The sequence below is a fragment of the Kitasatospora sp. NPDC018058 genome, from assembly GCF_044327205.1.
Taxonomy (GTDB): Bacteria; Actinomycetota; Actinomycetes; order Streptomycetales; family Streptomycetaceae; genus Kitasatospora.
Window position 1 is genome coordinate 169,460 of the sequence record NZ_JBIRFA010000005.1, and the last position, 19,096, is coordinate 188,555.

A 19,096-nucleotide genomic window follows, 5' to 3' on the forward strand; every position below is an offset into this window, starting at 1 on the left:
GGGTCAGCCGCCGGTCCGGGCGGGGTGGCTGATCCGGGAGCCGATCTCCAGCGAGACCTCCCGGGCCGCGTCGATCGCCTCGTCCAGGTCGGCCGTGGGCAGTTTCTCGCCCCAGACGTTCTCGGCGTGGCCGCAGTCCGAGGTGTCCTGCTTGAGCAGGAACAGCGCCGAGTGGACGGTGAACAGCGCCATCGCCGCCCGCAGTCGGTCGTGGAAGTCCGCGTCCGGCCCGTGCACCAGCTGCATCATGGTGATCATGCGGTCCCGGAAGGCGAGCCCGGCCGGGGACTCGCGCAGCGCGGGCTGGTTCTCGTGGAAGAAGCGCAGCAGCGGGGCCCGCTCGGCCATCCCGTCCGCGAAGCGGCGGATCAGCTCGTCGCGCGTCTCCGGGCTCCAGGTCTGCTTACGGCCCCACTCGATGGTCTCGTCGATGGGCGCGGCCATCCGCTCGACGATGCCCAGGACGATGTCGTCCTTGGTCTTGAAGTGGTAGTAGAGCGCGGCCTTGGTGACGCCCAGGCGGTCGGCGATCTCGCGCAGTGAGGTCTGCTCGTAGCCCTGCTCGGAGAAGAGCTCCAACGACACCTCGATGATGCGAGCCCGGGTGTCGCTGCGGGGGCTGTGCGGAGTGCCCATGGCCTGCCTCATGACTGCGTCGGTGACTGCTGCGGACCCCACGGTGGCGTCCGCCCCGGGCCCATTCTCCCTGCCCAGGCGGCCGTTCGGAAAACTGGCTTGACGACCGGCTAGGAAACAACTTACCGTGCCGACGATCGATAAACTAGCCGGGCGACAAGTAAGTGAGCCGCCGCACGGCGCGACGCTCGTCCGAACCACCCCTCCGGGAGACCCCACCCCATGTCACAGTCCAAGACCGCCGGCCCGGTACCGGAGGACAAGACGGCCGAGGAGGAACAGCCGCGGTCACCCCGCGAGATCCGCCTCGTGATGGTCGGCTTGGTCGTCACGATGCTGCTGGCCATGCTAGACAACCTGATCGTCGGCACCGCGATGCCGACCATCGTCGGCGACCTCGGCGGTGCCGAGCACCGGTCCTGGGTGGTCACCGCCTACACGCTGACCACCGCCGCCTCCACCCCGATCTGGGGCAAGCTCGGCGACCTGTACGGCCGCAAGGGCAGCTTCCTCACCTCGATCGTGATCTTCCTGGTGGGCTCGGCGCTGTCCGGCCTGTCGCAGAACATGACCGAGCTGATCAGCTTCCGCGCCGTACAGGGCCTGGGCGCCGGCGGTCTGATGGTCGGCGTCATGTCGATCATGGGCGCGCTCGTCCCGCCGCGCGACCGCGGCAAGTACCAGGGGATGTTCGCCGCGGTGATGGCCCTGGCCACCGTCGGCGGCCCGCTGGTCGGCGGCTTCATCACCGACCACCTGAGCTGGCACTGGACCTTCTACATCAACCTGCCGCTCGGTGTGATCGCGCTCGCCGTCGTCATCGTCACCCTGAAGCTGCCGAAGGTCCGCAACACCGCCCGGATCGACTACCTGGGCGCGATCCTGCTCACCACCGGCATCACCTCGCTCGTGCTGCTGACCACCTGGGGCGGCCAGCAGTACGCCTGGGGCTCCAAGGAGATCCTCGGCCTGGCCGCGCTCGCCGTCGCCTCGCTGATCGCCTTCTGCTACGTGGAGCAGCGGGTCGAGGAGCCGATGCTGCCGCTGACCCTGTTCAAGAACCTGAACTTCACCCTGGTCTCGATCATCGGCTTCATCGTCGGCTTCGTGATGTTCGGCTCGACCTTCTTCCTGCCGTTCTACCAGCAGATCGTCCAGGGCGCCTCGGCGACCAACTCCGGTCTGCTGCTGATGCCGTTGATGTTCGGCATGCTGGTCGTCTCGCTGGTGGTCGGCCAGGCCGTCACCAGGACCGGCAAGTACCGGATCTACCCGATCATCGGCACCCTCGTGATGACCGGCGGCCTGATCCTGCTCTCCACCATGGGCACCGGGACCAGCAGCTTCACCTCGGCCTGCTGGATGGTCGTGCTCGGCGCCGGCATGGGCTTCCTGATGCAGATCACCATGCTGGTCGCGCAGAACAGCGTCGAGCTCAAGGACATGGGCGTGGCCAGCTCCACCGCCACCCTGTTCCGCACCATCGGCGGTTCCTTCGGTGTCGCGCTGTTCGGCGCGCTGTTCAACAACCGGGTGAAGGACACCATGGCCGAGCGGCTGGGCGCGCAGGCCTCGGCCGGCGGTGGGGCGAAGGACCCGGGCGAGATGAGCCCCGCCGATCTGCGCAAGCTGCCCGACCACATCCAGGACGCCTTCCACCACGCGGTGTCCAACGGCATTCACACCGTGTTCCTGTGGGGCGCCGGGGTGGCCGTGATCGCCATCGCCGCCGCGCTGTTCCTGCGCGAGGTGCCGCTGCGCGGCACCGGCAAGGGCGAGAAGCCGGCCGAGTCCTCGCTGGAGGCGGCGGCCGTCTGACGGTCCTCGTGGGGTCCGCTCCGCACGGTCCCGCTTCGCACGGCGCCCCCGGGAGGTTCTCCTTCCGGGGGTGCCGCCTTCGTCCGTTGCGGGGTGCGCCTACCGGGGCAGTCGGTAGACGCCCTGCTCGACCGGCTCGACCAGGCCGTCGGCGACCAAACCGTCCAGGGCGCGGGCCCGCTGCACGGCGTCCGGCCAGACGGCGTCCAGGCGGGCCTGCGGGACCGAGCCGTGCGCCTCGCGCAGCACCGCGAGCAGCTTGCCGCGCGCCTGGCGGTCCGTCCCCTCGTAGGACTGACCGCGCCGGGCCGGCCCCTCGTACGCCGGGCGGCCGGCCCGCTGCCAGGCACAGCCGGTGAACAGCGGGCAGTCCCCGCACTCCGGGCCGCGGGCGGTGCAGACCAGTGCGCCCAGCTCCATCACGCCGACCGCCCAGGTGGCGGCGGTCTCGGCGTCGTCGGGCAGCAGCGCGGTCGCGGTACGGCGCTCGGCGGCGGTGGTGGCCTGGGCCGGGTACTCGACGCCGGTCACCGCGCGGGCGAAGACCCGGCGGACGTTGGTGTCCAGCACCACGTGCCGCTGGCGGAAGGCGAAGGAGGCGACCGCCGCGGCGGTGTACTCCCCCACCCCGGGCAGCGAGAGCAGCGTGGCGTGGTCGTCCGGGACCTCGCCGCCGTGCTCCTCGGTGATCGCCACGGCGGCCGCGTGCAGCCGCAGCGCGCGGCGCGGGTAGCCCAGCCGACCCCACATCCGGACCGCCTCGCCGGACGCCTCGGCGGCGAGGTCGGCCGGGGTGGGCCAGCGGGTCATCCAGGCATGCCAGGCGGGTAGCACCCGCTTCACCGGGGTCTGCTGGAGCATGAACTCGCTCACCATGACCGCCCAGGGCGTCGCGTCGGGGGTCCGCCAGGGCAGGTCGCGCTTGCTGGCCTCGTACCAGTCGAGGACGGTCGAGTGCAGCAGCGGCAGGGGCATCGGCAGCCGGGGCGCGGTGGCGGTTCCGGCGGTCGTTTCGGTGGCGGTGATGGCAGTCATGGCCCTTCGATCCTCCCATGGCGGGGGACGTCGCCGAAGTGGAGGAACTGGTTCCGAATGTCCGGAAACCGCTCGGAAATCCCGGTTCGACCGCTCCCTCGAACGGATCAAATGGCGGATCATGTGAAAGAAGGGGCGACTGTGCGGTGTTGGTGAGTCAATCGCCACACGCAGTCTCGTAGAGTTTGATCGTGCCCTCTCTGCGTCAACCCGTGGGACCGCTGCCGGCCTCGATCTACTGGCGTCGGCGCGTCGTCGTGCTCGCCGCCGTCGCGGCGGTCATCGCCCTGATCGCCTGGCTGATGACCGATCAGGGCGGGGGCGGTGGCGACGGCTCACAGAACAAGGCCGCGCAGGCCGTACCGCCCCAGTCCCAGTCCCAGACGCCCGCCCAGGCGATCACGCCCGGTGCCTCCCCGAGCGGCCCCGCGGCGCGCCCCGGCGGCGGCAGTGCCGGGGGCAGCGGGGGCCCGGTGAGCGGCGGCGGCAGCGAGGTCGGTCTCAGCGGTGGCACCGGCGCCGGCGCCAACCCCGCACCGGCGGGCGGGTCCGGCGGGTCGGGCGGCTCCGGCGGGAGCGGCGGCGGCAACGGCGGCGGGTCGGGCGGCTCGGGTGGCGGCGCTCCGGCGGTGAACACCCCCGAGGTGATGGCGCTTCCGGTCTGCGCCTCCTCGCAGGTGGCCCTTGAACTGAACCCCAGTCAGAACCCGTACCAGCCCAAGGACAAGCCGAAGCTGGCCCTGACGGTCAAGAACTCCTCCGGCACCAACTGCCGGGTGGACCTGGGCCGCACCACCTCCGTGATCACGGTCAGCGGCAACAACAACGACCGGGTCTGGTCCTCCGGCGACTGCCCGCCCGACAAGGGCGACATCTGGGTGCAGATCCCGGCGAACGGCAGCCAGACCGAGACCTTCACCTGGGACCGCAGCCGCAGCAAGCCGCAGTGCGCGACCGCCGACCAGACGGCGCCGGCGAACGGGACCTACGTGGTGCTCGCGGAGCTCACCGGGCTCTCCGCGGACAAGGTGTCGGCCCGGACCTCGATCCGGCTGGACGGCTGAGGACCGGTCAACTTCCTTCGGAGCCCCCGGCCGCGCGCGGTCGGGGGCTCCGGCGTTCCCGGGTCCGGAAACGCGGAACGGCCCCCGGGGAAGCGTTTCCCCGGGGGCCGTCCGTCGATTGCGCGTCAGTCAGACGTAGCGCTCCAGGATGGACGATTCGGCAAGGCGGGACAGGCCCTCGCGGACCGAACGGGCCCGGGTCTCGCCGACGCCCTCGACCGTCTGCAGATCGTCGATGCTGGCGGCGAGCAGCTTCTGCAGGCCGCCGAAGTGCTCGACCAGGCGCTCTATCACCGTGTTGGGCAGGCGCGGGATCTTCGCCAGCAGGCGGTAGCCGCGCGGGGAGACCGCGGAGTCCAGGGACTCCGGGGAGCCGGAGTAGCCGAGCGCCTTGGCGACCGTCTGCAGGTCCAGCAGCTCGGCGTGGGTGAGCGCCTCCAGGTCGGCCAGCACCTCGGTGACCGTCCGGCCCTTCTTGGCGGCCCGCTCCGGGAAGTAGTCCCGGGCGACCAGTTCGCGCTCCGGCTCCACGCCCGCGATCAGCTCGTCCAGCTGGAGCGAGAGCAGGCGGCCGTCGATGCCGAGCTCCAGCACGTAGCCGGCGATCTCGGTGGCGATCAGCCGGACCATCTCCAGGCGCTGGGCCACGGCCGTGACGTCCCGGACCGTCACCAGGTCCTCGATCTCCAGCGCGGAGAGCGTGCCGGCCACCTCGTCCAGGCGGAGCTTGTAGCGCTCCAGGGTGGCCAGCGCCTGGTTGGCGCGGGACAGGACGGTGGTGGAGTCCTCCAGCACCCGGCGGGTGCCGTTGACGTACATGGCGATCAGCCGCATCGAGTGCGAGACCGCGACCACCGGGTAACCGGTCTGCCGGTTGACCCGCTCCGCGGTGCGGTGGCGGGTGCCGGTCTCGTCGGTGGGGATGGTCGAGTCCGGCATCAGGTGGACGCCGGCCCGGACGATCTTGGTGATGTCCTTGTCGAGCACCACCGCGCCGTCGAGCTTGCACAGCTCGCGCAGGCGGGTCGCACTGAACTCGACGTCCAGGACGAAGCCGCCGGTGCACAGGGACTCGACGGTCTTGTCGAAACCCAGCACGATCAGGCCACCGGTGTTGGCCCGCAGGACCCGTTCCAGGCCGTCACGAAGCGCGGTACCGGGCGCGATGGCGGTGAGGGAGGCGCGCAGCAGGGCCTCCTCACGGGAGGCCTTGTCCGCCCCCCGGTCGCTGGCTGCCACGTGACTCCTCCGGTCGACCCCGTGCCGCGCGCCTCGCGCCGTGCGCCGGTCCGCGGTCTGTTGCTCTGTCGCTCAGTACCGCTTCGGTACTGCCTTCTGGCCAATGAGACTGGGGAAAGTCTAACTGCGTGCGGCTTCGGCAGGGCTTGGGTCAGCGCAGTTCGTCGGAGTCGAGCGGCTCCCAGCCGTCCATCAGCTCCTCCGGGAAGGCCGGGACCCGTGCCGCACGGGGGGCCGGCGGGGTCGACGGGGCTTCACCACGCCCCTCGCCGCGCGGCTTCGCGGAGGCCCGGCGCCGGCCCGGGACGGCCCGCAGCGCCTCGCCGATGTCGGCCACCTCGACCACCTTCATGCCCGGCGGCACCTTGCCCGGGTCCGGCGGGACCAGGGCGTGGGTGAAGCCCAGCCGGTGCGCCTCGGCGAGCCGGCGCTGCACACCCGTCACCCGCCGCACCTCGCCCGCCAGGCCGACCTCCCCGATCGCCACCAGATTGCTGGGCAGCGGGGTGTCGGTGGAGGAGCTGGCCACCGCGAGGGCGACCGCGAGGTCGGCCGACGGCTCGGTCAGCTTCACCCCGCCGACCGTCGCGGTGTAGATGTCCTGCTTGCCGAGCTTCACCCCGCCGTGCCGCTCCACCACCGCCAGGATCATCGCGATCCGGGGCGACTCCAGGCCCGAGGTGGTCCGGCGCGGGGAGGGGATCTGCGAATCCACCATCAGCGCCTGCACCTCGGCCACCAGCGGACGCTTGCCCTCCAGGGTGACGGTGAGGCAGGTGCCCGGGACGGGCTTGTCACGCCTGGTCAGGAAGAGGCCTGAGGGGTCGGCCAGGCCGACGATGCCCTCGTCGTGCAGCTCGAAGCAGCCCACCTCGTCGGTGGCGCCGTAGCGGTTCTTGATCCCCCGGATCAGCCGCAGCCGGGCATGCCGGTCGCCCTCGAAGCTCAGCACCACGTCCACCAGGTGCTCCAGCAGGCGCGGACCGGCGATCTGGCCGTCCTTGGTGACGTGGCCGACCAGCAGGGTGGCCATGCCGCGCTCCTTGGACGCCCGGATCAGCGCGTTCGCCACCTCGCGGACCTGGGCCGGGCCGCCGGGGGCGCCGTCCAGCTCGGCGGAGGCGATGGTCTGCACCGAGTCCAGGATCAGCAGACCCGGGTTGACCGCCTCGATGTGCCCGAGCACTGCGCCGAGGTCGGACTCGGCGGCGAGGTAGAGGTGCTCGGAGAGGGCGTTGATCCGGTCGGCGCGCAGCCGCACCTGGCCGGCCGACTCCTCGCCGGTGACGTAGAGCGTGCGGTGCTGGGCGGTGGCCGCCTTGGCGGCGACGTCCAGCAGCAGGGTCGACTTGCCGACGCCGGGCTCGCCGGCCAGCAGGACCACCGCGCCGGGCACCAGGCCGCCGCCGAGCACCCGGTCCAGCTCCGGCACGCCCGTCGAGCGGGCCGTCGCGACCTGGCCGTCCACCTGGGCGATCGGGCGGGCGGGCGCACTGACGGGCCCGGCGGCGGTGGTGCGGATCGGCACCGCGCCGTACTCCTCGACCGTGCCCCATGCGTTGCACTCCGGGCAGCGGCCGACCCACTTGGGCAGCTGGTTGCCGCACTCGGTGCAGCGGTAGGCCGGACGCGGCTTGGCGGTGGTCTTGGAACGCGGAGGCATGCGGCCCACCGTAGCGCCTGGGTACGACAGCGTCGGTCCCCGCTGCGGGACCCACACAGATGGGCGATGCCGTTACCCGAAAGAAGTACATGCGCGGCGAATGACGGGGCCGGGCGGCCCGGTGTCCCTACCGTCGGACGGGTGACGACGCGAACTGTTGGGGCCGGGCCCGGGTCGCCGGCGGCCGCCGTGCCGGCGGCCTACGACCGGCAGGTGGACGGCCTGTTCACCTACTGCCTCTCGGTGCTGTGCGAGCACGACGCCGCCGCCGACGCCCTGCGCGAGGTCGGCGAGCTGGCGCGGCGGCACGGCGCCCGACTGGCCGAGCCCGGACTGGTGCGGGCCTGGCTGTTCTCGCTGGCCCGGTACTGCTGCCTGCGACGGCTGGCCGACGGGGCCGTCCGGGAGCCCCGGGCGGAACCCGACGAGGCCGAGGCCGCCCGGCGGCGGCGCGAGCTGGCCTCGCTCGCCTGGCCGGAGGCGGCCGGTACCGACCCCGAGCAGCGCGAGGCGCTGGAACTGTCCGTACGGCACCGGCTGACCCCGCTGGAGGTGGCGGCGGTGCTGGGCCTGCCCTTCGAGCGGACCCGGGAACTGCTCGCCGCCGCCGAGGCCGAGGTGGCCAGGACCAGGGCGGCGCTGCTGGTGCTCGGGGTGGGCAGCTGCCCGGAACTGGACCGGCTCGGCGGGGCCGGGGCGGAGTCCTGGCGGGACTGGGTGCTCGGGCCGGCGCTGCGGCGGGAACTGGTGCAGCACGTGGTGGACTGCCCGACCTGCCGGGGGACGGCGGAGCGGGTGGCCGCCGGGGAGGCGGCGAACGGTACGGCGGGGCTGTCGGGGCTGCCGTTGCTGACCGCGCCTGCTCCGGTTCCCCCGGTGGACGTGGTGGCGCACCTGCCGTCGGCGGGAGCCGCTGCGGCCGGGCGGTGGGGCACGGTGGCCGCCGAGCCGGGGCTGCGGTTCGACCACGGCGGCTTCCCCCGGCACCGGGCGCCGGACGCGGGCCGCGGCGTGGCGGTCCGGCGGCGGGTGGTGACCACCGGGGTGCTCGCGGCGGTGCTGGCGGCACCGGTGGTCGCGCTCTGGGCCGGACACCGGGGCGGCGGCGGGTCGGGGTCGGCGGCCTCGGTCTCGGCGGTGCGGGTGGACGAGTCCGGACAGGAGGCCGGGCAGCGTCCGCCGCAGCCGTGGTCGGGGGCTCCGGCGGACGCGGCCGGCGGGGCCGGGATGCCGGGGTTGGAGCTGGCGGGCGCCGGGGTGGGTCCCGGGGGTCCGGCCGGTTCGGGTTCGGGCGGTGCAGAAACGTTGCTGCCGGGTTTTCCGCGGCTCACCTTCCAGGGCCCGCTGGTCCCGGTCCCGGGCCCGGGCGCGACCCCGCTCGACAGCCCGACGCTGGTCGCCGCCCCGGCCCCCGCGGTCGAACGGGTCTCCGTCCCGGGCCCGGCCGACCCGTCCCCGGCCGGACTGCTCACCGTCGAGGCCGCCGAGTACGGCAGCCGGACGGTGCTCACCCTCACCGACTCCGGCGCCACGGAGATCCGTTGGCGCGCCGTGACGGACGCCGGCTGGCTCCGGCTCAGCCGCGACGCGGGGACGCTGGCGCCGGGACAGCGGATCACCGTGATCGTCACTGTGGACGAGGACCACGCGCCCACCACCCACTGGACCGCCCGCATCGCGCTGCCGCCCTCGCAGGCGGTGGTCACGCTGGAGGGCGGACCGCAGAACCGGGGCGGGTCGGCGTCCTCGTCGGCGGAGCCTTCGGCGACGCCGAGCGGCAGCGCTTCGCCCACGACGGGGGCGACGGCTACGGCTACCGCTACCGCTACCGGGTCGCCGTCCTCGTCGCCGTCGCCGAGCCGGACGGGGGCGCCGTCGCCGTCGGGCTCCGGCTCGCCGACGCCGGCGCCCTCGCACCCCGGAACGCCGAGCGGCACGCCCACGCCCTCGGCGACCCCGACGGGCACCGCGTCCCCGCACCCGACCGGGACGGCGACGGCGTCGCCGTCGGGGCACTAGGGATCCGGCTGCCCTCGGCTGCCGGGAGGGCGGGGTGGACACCGGCGGGCAGCCGAGCGGCTCGCGGGCAGCGACGGGGCGGGCGCCCCCGTCAGGTGCGGTGGATCGGGGGGACCTGGTAGGTGCCGTCGAGGACCGCCGGCTTCGGTTGGTAGAGGCGGATGATCGGGCGGAACTCACCGAGGGGGGTGGGGAGCCAGTTGGCGGCGGCCACCGGGTCCTCGGGTGGTTCGTGTTGGAGGGTGAGGGTGAGGGAGCCGTCCTTGCCGTAGGCCAGGCCGGGGGTGCGGTCACCGATGGAGTAGCGGTCGACGGGGTTCTCGACCAGGTAGTAGTCGGGGACGGAGTACATCGTGACGGACCAGAAGGCCTCGGCGGGCGGGGGTTGGTCGAAGTGGAGGGTGTAGCTGTTGGCGCCGGTGAGCGGGCGGCCGTCGGAGTCGTCGTAGGTCATCGCGAAGAAGGCCTCGTAGGCGTGGCTGCCCCAGAGGCCGGCGCGGGCGGCGGCGGCGCGGCTGAGGTAGGCGGCGCGGCGGTCGGGGATGCGCCACTCGGGGTCGTCGAGGGTGCCGGGGCCCAGGTGGTCGAGGTTGTAGTCGAAGAGGTGGAGCGCGGAACGCCATTCGCCGGGCGGATGGTCCTCGGGTGGGCGGATGGCGTCCTCGACCCGTTCGCGGCCGGCGGCCAGGCCCTTGGCGAGGGTGAGGGTCCACTCCGGGGCGGCCGCGCGGTACGGCGAGGCGCCGTCGTCCAGCAGGCCGAGCGGGGCGAAGCGGCGCTGGTACTCGATGTCGGGGGTGGCGGGTGGGAAGGCCTGCATCCACACCCGCAGGCGCTCGAAGAAGGCCAGCCGTTCGGGGACGTCCTGGTCGGGCTCGGGCAGTCCGGCGACCAGGCCGCCGGGCTCCAGCGGCTCCAGCGGCTCCAGGACGAGTTCGGCCTGCAGCGCCTTGACCCGGGGCAGGTCGCCGGGGCCGGCGCAGGCGAAGCGGCCGACGACGGTGCCGACGGCGGTCGGTAGTTCGATCACCCGGTCGGGGTCCGGCGGGGTGCCGTGCCAGTCGGGCGGGACGATCAGCCAGGTCTGCGCGTCGGTGCCGGTGGCGCGGCTGCCGAGGTAGGCGACGTTGTCGGTCCAGGCGCCGATGAACTGCAGCACGTAGTAGGCGCCGGCGGTGTCCGGGACGTGCAGCACCTGCGGGCCCTCGGACAGGTCGAGGTGGGCGATCGAGTACGTCGTGTCGTTGTTGACCGAGACGAAGTGGTCGCCCGGCCCGGCCAGCCGGGTGGCGTGGCTGAAGTGGTTGAACGGCGCCGCCGGGAGGGTGCCCAGGCCGCCCTTGGCGAAGCGCTCGACCATGGTGAGGCCGGCGACGAGCGGGTAGCCGTAGACGTAGGCGTCGGCGGCCAGGGCCTCCAGCTCGAGCTGGTTCATCGAGGGTCCTTCGTGCGGTCGGTCGGGGTCGGTGCGGCGGGTCGGTGCGGCGGGTGGGGCGGTCAGCGCGGGTCGAGCGGTGGGAGCTGCCAGCGGCCGTCCAGGACGGACGGGTCCGGCCCGTAGAGCCGGATGACCACGGTGAACGGGCCGTCGGGTGCGGGCAGCCAGTTGGCGGAGTGCTGGGCGTCGGCGGGCCGCTTGTGCTGGACGTAGAGGGTGAGTCCGCCGTCCGGGTCGCGGACCAGGTCCGGGGTGCGGTCGCCGATGGAGTAGCGGTCCAGGGTGTTGTCGACGAGTTGGCGCCCGGGCAGGGCGTACATGGTGGCGGACCAGAAGAAGCGGGCCGGCGGCAGGTCGTGCGGGCCGAAGCGGATGACGTGGTCGCGGTCGCTGGCGTTGGGCGGCTGGCGGCCGGCGCTGTCCGCGGTCCAGCCGCCGTACCAGGCCTCCTCGACGGGCAGCCCGTACAGGCCGAGCTTCGCCCCGAGCGCCTGGTGCAAAAAGTCGGCGCCGACCCGTTCGCGGGTGCCGAACAGGACGGTGGCGTCGCGGAGTTCACCGGCGGCGCGCTCCAGCCGGGCCCGGCCGTCGGCGATGCCGCGCTCGACCTCGGCGCGGACGTCCATCGGGAGGGCGGCGGGCTCGAACTCGCCGCGGCCGTCGATGCCGAGGTCGGCGAGGCGGCCGCGCAGCTCGACCTCGACGGACGGGAGTTCGTCGGTCAGCGGGAAGAAGCCGAGCAGGAAGTCGAGGAAGCAGAGGAACTCGACGGTGTCCATCACCTCGTCGCGCCAGACCGGCCAGACCGACTCCGGGGCAGGGGTGGGCGCGGGGGTGCCGGCGTACCGGTGCAGCGGGTGCAGCCGGTACTGCTGCTGGACGGCTTTGAGTTCGGCGATCTCGGCGGGGGTGGGGCCGGCGAGGTGGGTGCGGCCGACGATGCCGACCAGCCGGGTGGCGGTGCGGATGACGCCCTTGATGCCGGGCGGGGTCTCGCCCTGCCAGTCGGGGCCGGCCACCAGGTAGTCGCCGGCCTCCCGGCCGGTGGTCCGGGCGCCGACGAACCCGGCGTAGACGGTGTCGAGTTCGTGCACCGGGAGGACGTAGTAGCGGTCATCTGCCGGGACGGAGACCACCCAGGGCTCGGCGCGCAGGTCGAGCCAGGCCCAGGAGTGCAGGGTGTCGTTGCTGGGGGTGACGGGATCGGTGTCGGCGGGGGTGAAGGGCTGCGGGTAGTGGCGGAAGACGCCGAAGCCGCCGACGTACTTCGGGTCCGCCTCGTCCAGGGCCTGGGCGTAGAGGGTGCGGTAGTTCTGCAGGATGGGGTAGCCGCGGATCCAAGCCTCGGCGGCGGTGGCGCGGACGGTGGCCGGGTCCACGAGTGCCGGGTTGACCATGCTGCGCTCTCCCAGTGCCGAATCCAGTGCCGAATCAGGACATATCGGTACACATGGGATGCTAAGTGGGGCGGGGTGGGGCGGCATGTCGGTTGCTCCGCGTCCCACCGGGACCGCCGGGCTTCTCCCGCGCCTCCGCCCTTTCCTCCGTCCGCTCCTCCGTCCGCTCCTCTGCCCAGCGCGAATCCGGGCGTACAAGCGGAGCGGCCGGGAGAGGCTGTGCGGCATGAAGATCCTTCTGCTCGGGGGCTCGTCCTTCCTCGGACGGGCCTATGCCGCCGAGGCCCTCGCCCGCGGCCACCAGGTCACCACCTTCAACCGCGGCCGCAGCGCCGCCGACCTGCCCGGGGTCGAGGCCGTCCGGGGCGACCGCGACAGTGCCGAGGACGTCACCCGGCTGGTCGACGGCCGCAGCTGGGACGCCGTCGTCGACACCTCCGGCCGACAGCCCGCCCAGGCCTCGCTCACCGCGCGGCTGCTGCGCGAGCGGGCCGGCCACTACACCTTCGTCTCCTCGGTGCACGCCTACGCCGACTGGGCCGCCCAAGTGATCGACGAGGACTCCACGCTCCTCCCCTGCCCCGCCGACACCCCGCCCGGCCAGCCCTTCGGCCGCGAGCTGAAGGCCGGCGCCGAGCGGGCGGTGCTGGAGGGCTTCGGCGCCGAGCGCTCGCTGATCCTCAGCAGCGGGCTCCTGGTCGGGCCGCACGAGTTCGGCGGCCGGCTGCCCTGGTGGCTGGAGCGGATGGCGCGCGGCGGGCGGGTGCTCGCCCCCGGCGACCCCGGGCGGACCATGCAGGTGATCGACGTCCGGGACTTCGCCGCCTTCGGGCTCGACCGGCTGGAGGCCGGCACGACGGGCCGCTTCCTCACCACCGCGCCGCCCGGGCACCTCACCTTCGGCGAGTGGCTGGAGACCTGCCGGGAGGTCGCGGGCGCGGCGGACACCGAGCTGGTCTGGGTCGAGGACGACCGGCTGCTCGCCGAGGGGCCGGACAAGGTCGAGCCCTGGCTCGAACTCCCCTTCTGGGCCCCGGATCTGCCGGAGTGGAAGTACATCTGGCTGGTCGACACCGGCCGTGCCCGGGCGGCCGGACTGCGCTGCCGCCCGTTCGCGGAGACCGTGCGGGACACCTGGGAGTGGCTGCGCGGGCGTGGACCCGCGGACGACACGGACGCCGAGGGGCGCAAGCAGGTGCCGGGTTCGGCGTTCCGGCAGGGCATCGAACCGGCCAAGGAGCAGCGGCTGTTGGCCGCCTTCGGATGACGCGCCGCAGTGGGACGTCGGACCGGCCGACTTCCCACTGCGGAAGGATTCAGTGGGTGCGGCGGGTCACCAGCTCGGCGAGCGCCAGCAGTTCGTCGGCCGCGGACGGCTCCGGCACGGCCACGGCCAGCTGGGCCATCGCCGCCGCCATCCGCTCGCAGGATTCGCCCTGCGCCCAGCCGCGCCCGCCGGCGCCCTCGACAGCGGCCGCACACTGCGCCAACTCCTCGGGGCTCAGCGGGCGTTCGAGCGTGTACAGCTCGGCGAGCCGGTCGCCCTCAGGAGTCCTGGAGCCCAGCGCCTTGACCACCGGCAGCGACTTCTTCCGGGCGACCAGGTCCGCGCCGACCGGCTTGCCGGTGACGGCCGGGTCGCCCCAGATGCCGATCAGGTCGTCGATCAGCTGGAAGGCCAGGCCGATCTCGCGGCCGAAGCCGTCCATCGCCTGGGCGGCCTCCTCGGATCCGCCGCCGTACAGCGCGCCCATCGCGCAGGCGGCGCCGAGCAGGGCGCCGGTCTTGGCCTCGGCCATCGCCAGGCACTCGTCGAGCGAGACGTCGTTGCGCTGCTCGAAGGCGCAGTCGATCTGCTGGCCCTCGCAGAGCTCGACCACACAGTCGGCGAGCCGGCGGATCGAGCCGCGGGCGGCCGGGTGGGCGTCCTCGGCGACCAGGCGCAGCGCGAGGGAGTGCATGGCGTCGCCGGCCAGGATGGCCTCGGTGGTGCCGAACACCCGCCAGGCGGTGGGCCGGTGGCGGCGGGTGTCGTCCCGGTCGATGACGTCGTCGTGGAGCAGGGTGAAGTTGTGCACCAGCTCCACTGCGGCGGCCGCGGCGACGGCGGTTCCGGGGGTGCCGCCGAGGGCCTGGGTGGCGGCGAGGACCAGGGCCGGGCGGATCGCCTTGCCGGAGGAGGCCTCGGCGGGCGTGCCGTCCGCCTCCCACCAGCCGAAGTGGTAGCCGGCGACCTTGCGCATCGCGCCGGGCAGCGAGTCGACGGCGGCCCGCAGGACCGGGTCGACCAGCCCGCGGGCACGGGCGAGGATGTTCGCCGCCTCGTGGCCTTCTTTGCGGTCCCGCTCCAGCGTGGAGCTCGTCATGGGTTTCTCCCCCCGTAGGGCGCCTGTCGTGGGATGGCCTGCCGGGTCGGGCGGCCGGGTCGCACCGAAGCGGAGGGCCGGTGGCCGTACGCGTCGCGGCGCGCCGCCCGGCCGGGTGGGCTCCCCGGCCGGGCGGCGCGGATGGTGCGGATATCGGGCTCGGATATCGGGCTCGGATATCGGGCGGGTTCCGGGCGTCAGCGCTGGGCGACGTCCACGTTCTCCAGCACGCCGATCGCGTCCGGCACCAGGATCGCGGCCGAGTAGTAGGCGCTCACCAGGTAGGAAATGATGGCCTTCTCATCGATTCCCATGAACCGCACCGAAAGGCTCGGCTGGTATTCGTCCGGAAGCCCGGTTTGGTGCAGACCGATGACACCCTGGTTGCCCTCGCCGACACGCATCGCGATGATCGAGCTGGTGTGCCCGCCGACGACCGGGATCTTGTTGCACGGGAAGATCGGCACCCCGCGCCAGGCGTTGACGTGCTTGCCCTCGACCTCGACGGTGCCCGGGTTGAGGCCGCGCTTGTTGCACTCCCGGCCGAAGGCGGCGATGGCCTTGGGATGGGCCAGGAACATCTTGGTGCTGCGGCGGCGGCTGAGCAGCTCGTCCATGTCGTCCGGGGTGGGCGGGCCGGAGTGGGTCTGGAGCCGCTGGTCGTACTCGGCGTTCTCCAGCAGGCCGAACTCGGGGTTGTTGATGAGTTCGTGCTCCTGGCGCTCGCGCAGGGCCTCGATGGTCAGCCGGAGCTGGTGCTCGGTCTGGTTCATCGGCTGGTTGTAGAGGTCGGCGACGCGGCTGTGCACCTTGAGGATGGTCTGCGCGACGCTGAGCTCGTACTCGCGCGGCTTGAGCTCGTAGTCCACGAAGGCGCCGGGCAGGTCGTACTCGCCCTGGTGGCCGGCGGAGAGGTCGATCGCGGCCTCACCATGCTTGTTCTGCGCCTGCTGGAAGCCGTTCAGGTACTCCATGATCTGCAGCTGGAGCGACTCGGAGCGGTCGTGCAGCTCCTGGAAGGACGGCCAGGCGAGCACCATGACCGTGCCGGAGGTCGCGGCGCGGACGGTGTAGGGCCAGGTGCCGTCCTCCTCCTGGAGCGCCTCGTCGCCCAGGTGGTCGCCGTCGGCGAGGGTGCCGACCACCGTCTCCTCGCCGTACTTGCCGGTGCCGAGCCGGTCCAGCTTGCCGTGCGCGATCAGGAAGACCTCACTGATCGGCGAACCGGCGGTGACCAGCACGTCGCCCGCGGCGAACTGGCGCTGGGTGAAGCGCCCGGCCAGCTCCTCCAGGACGGCCTCGTCCTGGTAACCGCGCAGCACCGGCACCTCGGCCAGGGTCTGCGGGATGATCCGCACCTCGGAACCGGTCTTGGCGAAACCCACCCGACCACGGCCGACCTTGTGGCGCAGGCGACGGTTGACCCGGTAGGTACCGCCGGACACCTGAACCCAGGGCAGCATCCTGAGCAGCCAGCGCGGGCTGATGCCCTGCATCTGCGGCGCGGACTTGGTGGTCGTGGCGAGGTTCCGCGCGCCCGCCGTGCTCAGTGACTGCTGCTGCCGGATCTCCGGCTGCGCACCCGGCGCAGGAATTCCGGCATTGGTTTCGGTCGACATATGGGGAGCCCTTCGCAAACCCGATGAAGTGTCGCCTTGCACATTCATGTTGCCGCTTCATGGTGGGCCCGTTCGGGGGAATGCCGCAATCACTCATTCGAGTGGTTCGGAATAACCGAACAAATAGTACGACTAGATCACTCGATCGATATCCGTTCGACCATTCATTCGAACCTGTCGGCACGCCGCGCCCCCATCCTCCCCCATCGACCGCCCGGCCGCGCCGCGAATCGACACCTCCCATACGCGACGACCCTGCCGTTCGAAGCCGCCGAACGGCCCGCCGGGGTTCCCGACCCTTCGCCGCCCCGGGCCCCGGGCGGGTCGCACGAGCTCCTCCGTGAGCTCACCCGTACGCGTCCGACCGCGGGCGCGCTACAGCGGGCCGTTCCAGTCCAGCGTCGGCTCCAGCACCCCTTCCAGGGTGAGCAGCCAGCGCTTCACCTCGATCCCGACCCGGCCGCCGCCGAAGCCGCCGATCCCGTCCGCCGCCACCACCCGGTGGCAGGGCACCAGCAGGGCGACGGGGTTGGCGGCCATCATCTGCCCGACCGTCCGGGCCGCCAGGCCCGGCTCGGTGACGTCCTCGAACACCCCGCTGCGCGCGGCCAGTTCGCCGTAGGTGACGGTCGCGCCGTACGGCACCTCGCGCCACAGCGTCTGCAGGACCGTACGGTGCGGCCCTGAGCTGAGGCTCCAGTCGATCGGCAGGCCCAACTCGCGGGTGCGGCCGGCCAGGTAGGCACCGATCCGCTCGGTGACAGCGGTGGCCTTCGCCGGGTCGGTGCACGGCGGCGTCCCGTCCTCCCGGCCGCCGTAACCGGCCGCCGCGACGCCCAGCGGCGTCACCGCGATGCGCATCGGGCCGCTGGGCAGCGGCGTCGGCACGGTCAGCCAGGACAACGACCAGGACTGCGGCACGCTCGACCACCCTCCGCCGGACCGGCCGCCGGCCAGCCCGGCACCCGGGGGCCGGACCGGACCCGCCCGCCCCGCGCGCCATCGTACGGCGGGGCGGCGGGGCCTTCGGCGGGAACCTCCGCGGTCAGAGCCGATCCTTCAGCTCGGTGGCCAGCGCCCGCGACCAGCGCGACAGTTCGGCGCGGTCCGGGGTACGGCCCTCGCACAGCACGGCGAGCTGCGCCTCGTTGATCCGGTTCGGCCCCGGGATCTCCAGCAGGTACGCCAGCTCGGCCAGCACCGTGGCCAGCCGTGCCGCGTCCGTGTGGTCCAGGACGACGGCGGCCTCGTGGTGGCTGATGGTGAGCGAACCGGGCATGGTCAACCTCCTCACGTCCACCCCCGCACCCTCCACGGTACGACCGGCCCGGCCACCCCGCCCGCCGCGGAGGCACGCACGCGTGGGCGGAGCGACCGGCTGTGCTCCGGGGCCGGCCGGGTACGGTGCGCGGTGGGCCGCACCGGGTGGCCGGGGGTGCGCCCCGGAGCCGTCCGAGGGGTGAGTCAGTTGTCCGGGCCCTCCTCCCAGCGACGATTCCGCACCGCCGGTACGCCCAACACTACGACCCCGGCCACGACGTGCCAGACCGCCCCGAGCAGCAGCACCCTGCCGGTGCCGAGCCGGGCCGCCAGCGGGCCGGCCGCCGCCAGGCCGAGCGGGCCGAGGACGAAGGAACCGAGTGACCCGAAGGCGGTCATCCGGCCGAGCAACTCGGCCGGGATCCAGTGCTGCACGGTGGTGGAGAACAGCGTTCCGCAGACCGCCGAGCCCACCCCGGCCACCAGCGCCCCGGCGACCAGCCAGACCAGCGGGGCCCCGGCCCCGAGCGCGGCGGAGGGCAGCGCCCAGCCCAGTCCGGCCACGGTGGCCACCGCGAGCGGGCGCCCGGGGCTGCGGCCGAGCATCAGCAGACCGCCCAGCACCGCGCCCGCGCCGTACACGCCCATCACCAGGCCCCAGGCCCGGGCACCGCCGAGCTCCCGCTGCGCGGTGAGTGGGCCGAGCACCAGGAACGGCGCCCAGACCAGCAGGTTGAACAGGCCCATCTGCGCGGTGGTGATCCACAGCCACGGGCGGGCGGTGAACTCCGACCAGCCGGCCCGCAGTTCCCGCAGCATCGAGTCCCCGCCGCCCACCCCCGGGCGGTCCGGCAGCCGCAGCCCGGCCAGCGCGAGGGCGCCGACGCCGTACGTCACTGCGTCGATCAGCAGCACCGCCGCCGGGCCCCGGGCCTCGGTGACCAGGCCGGCCACCGCGGGGCCGGCCACCGCGGACACCGAACGGGACAGCCCCAGCAGGGTGTTGCCGTCCGCCAGCAGGTCCTCGCGGCGCACCAGGTCGGGCACGATCGCCCCGAAGGCGGGCATGAACAGCCCCTCGCCGATCCCCCACACCGCCACCAGGGCGACCATCGCCCGGATCGGCGCGTGCCCGGCCGCCAGCAGTCCGGCGAACAACGCCTGGACGACGCCGCGCAGGAGGTCCGCGCCCAGCATCAGGCGGCGGCTGCCGAACCGGTCGGCGATCACCCCGCCGGCCAGCAGCACCAGCACCACCGGGAGGATCCGGGCGGCCATCACCCCGCCGACGTCGGTGCCGGTGCCGCCGCCCCCGCCCCCGCCGTCGAGGACCGCGAAGGCCACCGCGACCGGGGCCATCGAGGAGCCGAGGAGGGAGGTCGTGTAGCCGATGAAGAATCGGCGGAAATCGCGCTCGCCCAGCACGGCGAGACGGTCTCCCAGGCGCCGGGGGCGGGCCGGGATCCGTTCTGTGTCCACTGCCATGGGCAGCAGTCTGCGAGCGGCCGGGAACGTGGATCAAGGGTTTGCGAAGAAAAACTT

At 73.3% G+C, this 19,096-nt stretch carries 15 protein-coding genes; 4 read left to right on the forward strand and 11 right to left on the reverse strand.

Going from position 1 to position 19,096, the window contains the following annotated elements:
- Nucleotides 1-3: 3 nt before the first annotated feature.
- Nucleotides 4-636, reverse strand: coding sequence for a TetR/AcrR family transcriptional regulator (locus tag ACH4E7_RS09185; protein ID WP_396248359.1), 633 nt, complete (start codon nucleotides 634-636; stop codon nucleotides 4-6).
- A 222-nt stretch (nucleotides 637-858) separates the two neighbouring features.
- Between ACH4E7_RS09185 and ACH4E7_RS09190 the strand changes: the two genes are divergently transcribed.
- The gene (locus ACH4E7_RS09190; protein ID WP_396248360.1) at nucleotides 859-2,454 is read left to right on the forward strand and encodes an MDR family MFS transporter; all 1,596 of its coding nucleotides are present in this window, start codon (nucleotides 859-861) and stop codon (nucleotides 2,452-2,454) included.
- Nucleotides 2,455-2,553: 99 nt separating this feature from the next.
- Here the strand turns inward: ACH4E7_RS09190 and ACH4E7_RS09195 are convergent, their stop codons facing one another.
- Complete coding sequence (locus ACH4E7_RS09195) at nucleotides 2,554-3,489, reverse strand: A/G-specific adenine glycosylase (protein WP_396248361.1); 936 nt, start codon at nucleotides 3,487-3,489, stop codon at nucleotides 2,554-2,556.
- 191 nt (nucleotides 3,490-3,680) lie between these two features.
- Between ACH4E7_RS09195 and ACH4E7_RS09200 the strand changes: the two genes are divergently transcribed.
- Nucleotides 3,681-4,553: a hypothetical protein gene (locus tag ACH4E7_RS09200; protein WP_396248362.1), complete on the forward strand. Its 873-nt coding sequence runs from the start codon at nucleotides 3,681-3,683 to the stop codon at nucleotides 4,551-4,553.
- Between the two features lie 129 nt (nucleotides 4,554-4,682).
- On the opposite strand, the gene disA is transcribed toward ACH4E7_RS09200, so the two are convergent.
- Nucleotides 4,683-5,741 carry a DNA integrity scanning diadenylate cyclase DisA gene (gene disA, locus ACH4E7_RS09205; RefSeq protein ID WP_188306273.1) on the reverse strand — a complete coding sequence of 353 codons (1,059 nt, stop codon included), beginning with the start codon at nucleotides 5,739-5,741 and terminating at the stop codon, nucleotides 4,683-4,685.
- 202 nt (nucleotides 5,742-5,943) lie between these two features.
- Complete coding sequence (radA, locus tag ACH4E7_RS09210; RefSeq protein WP_396248363.1) at nucleotides 5,944-7,455, reverse strand: DNA repair protein RadA; 1,512 nt, start codon at nucleotides 7,453-7,455, stop codon at nucleotides 5,944-5,946.
- 141 nt (nucleotides 7,456-7,596) lie between these two features.
- On the opposite strand from radA, the gene ACH4E7_RS09215 reads away from it, so the two are divergent.
- Entirely contained in the window at nucleotides 7,597-9,474 is a 1,878-nt protein-coding gene (locus ACH4E7_RS09215) for a hypothetical protein (RefSeq protein ID WP_396248364.1), read from the forward strand.
- Nucleotides 9,475-9,565: 91 nt separating this feature from the next.
- On the opposite strand, the gene ACH4E7_RS09220 is transcribed toward ACH4E7_RS09215, so the two are convergent.
- Nucleotides 9,566-10,909, reverse strand: a complete 1,344-nt coding sequence (locus ACH4E7_RS09220; RefSeq protein WP_396248365.1) for a DUF1254 domain-containing protein — start codon at nucleotides 10,907-10,909, stop codon at nucleotides 9,566-9,568.
- Nucleotides 10,910-10,971: 62 nt separating this feature from the next.
- Entirely contained in the window at nucleotides 10,972-12,309 is a 1,338-nt protein-coding gene (locus tag ACH4E7_RS09225) for a DUF1254 domain-containing protein (protein ID WP_396248366.1), read from the reverse strand.
- A gap of 226 nt (nucleotides 12,310-12,535) precedes the next feature.
- Between ACH4E7_RS09225 and ACH4E7_RS09230 the strand changes: the two genes are divergently transcribed.
- On the forward strand, nucleotides 12,536-13,576 hold the full coding sequence (locus tag ACH4E7_RS09230) for an NAD-dependent epimerase/dehydratase family protein (RefSeq protein ID WP_396248367.1): 1,041 nt from the start codon (nucleotides 12,536-12,538) through the stop codon (nucleotides 13,574-13,576).
- A gap of 49 nt (nucleotides 13,577-13,625) precedes the next feature.
- On the opposite strand, the gene ACH4E7_RS09235 is transcribed toward ACH4E7_RS09230, so the two are convergent.
- From ACH4E7_RS09235 to ACH4E7_RS09255, 5 genes are all read right to left on the reverse strand, one after another.
- Nucleotides 13,626-14,675: a family 2 encapsulin nanocompartment cargo protein polyprenyl transferase gene (locus ACH4E7_RS09235; RefSeq protein ID WP_396248368.1), complete on the reverse strand. Its 1,050-nt coding sequence runs from the start codon at nucleotides 14,673-14,675 to the stop codon at nucleotides 13,626-13,628.
- Nucleotides 14,676-14,872: 197 nt separating this feature from the next.
- Entirely contained in the window at nucleotides 14,873-16,294 is a 1,422-nt protein-coding gene (locus ACH4E7_RS09240) for a family 2B encapsulin nanocompartment shell protein (protein ID WP_396248369.1), read from the reverse strand.
- Between the two features lie 375 nt (nucleotides 16,295-16,669).
- Nucleotides 16,670-17,215, reverse strand: a complete 546-nt coding sequence (locus ACH4E7_RS09245; RefSeq protein ID WP_396248370.1) for a methylated-DNA--[protein]-cysteine S-methyltransferase — start codon at nucleotides 17,213-17,215, stop codon at nucleotides 16,670-16,672.
- A 124-nt stretch (nucleotides 17,216-17,339) separates the two neighbouring features.
- Entirely contained in the window at nucleotides 17,340-17,573 is a 234-nt protein-coding gene (locus ACH4E7_RS09250) for a hypothetical protein (protein ID WP_396248371.1), read from the reverse strand.
- A 185-nt stretch (nucleotides 17,574-17,758) separates the two neighbouring features.
- The gene (locus tag ACH4E7_RS09255) at nucleotides 17,759-19,039 is read right to left on the reverse strand and encodes an MFS transporter (RefSeq protein WP_396248372.1); all 1,281 of its coding nucleotides are present in this window, start codon (nucleotides 19,037-19,039) and stop codon (nucleotides 17,759-17,761) included.
- Nucleotides 19,040-19,096 lie beyond the last annotated feature (57 nt).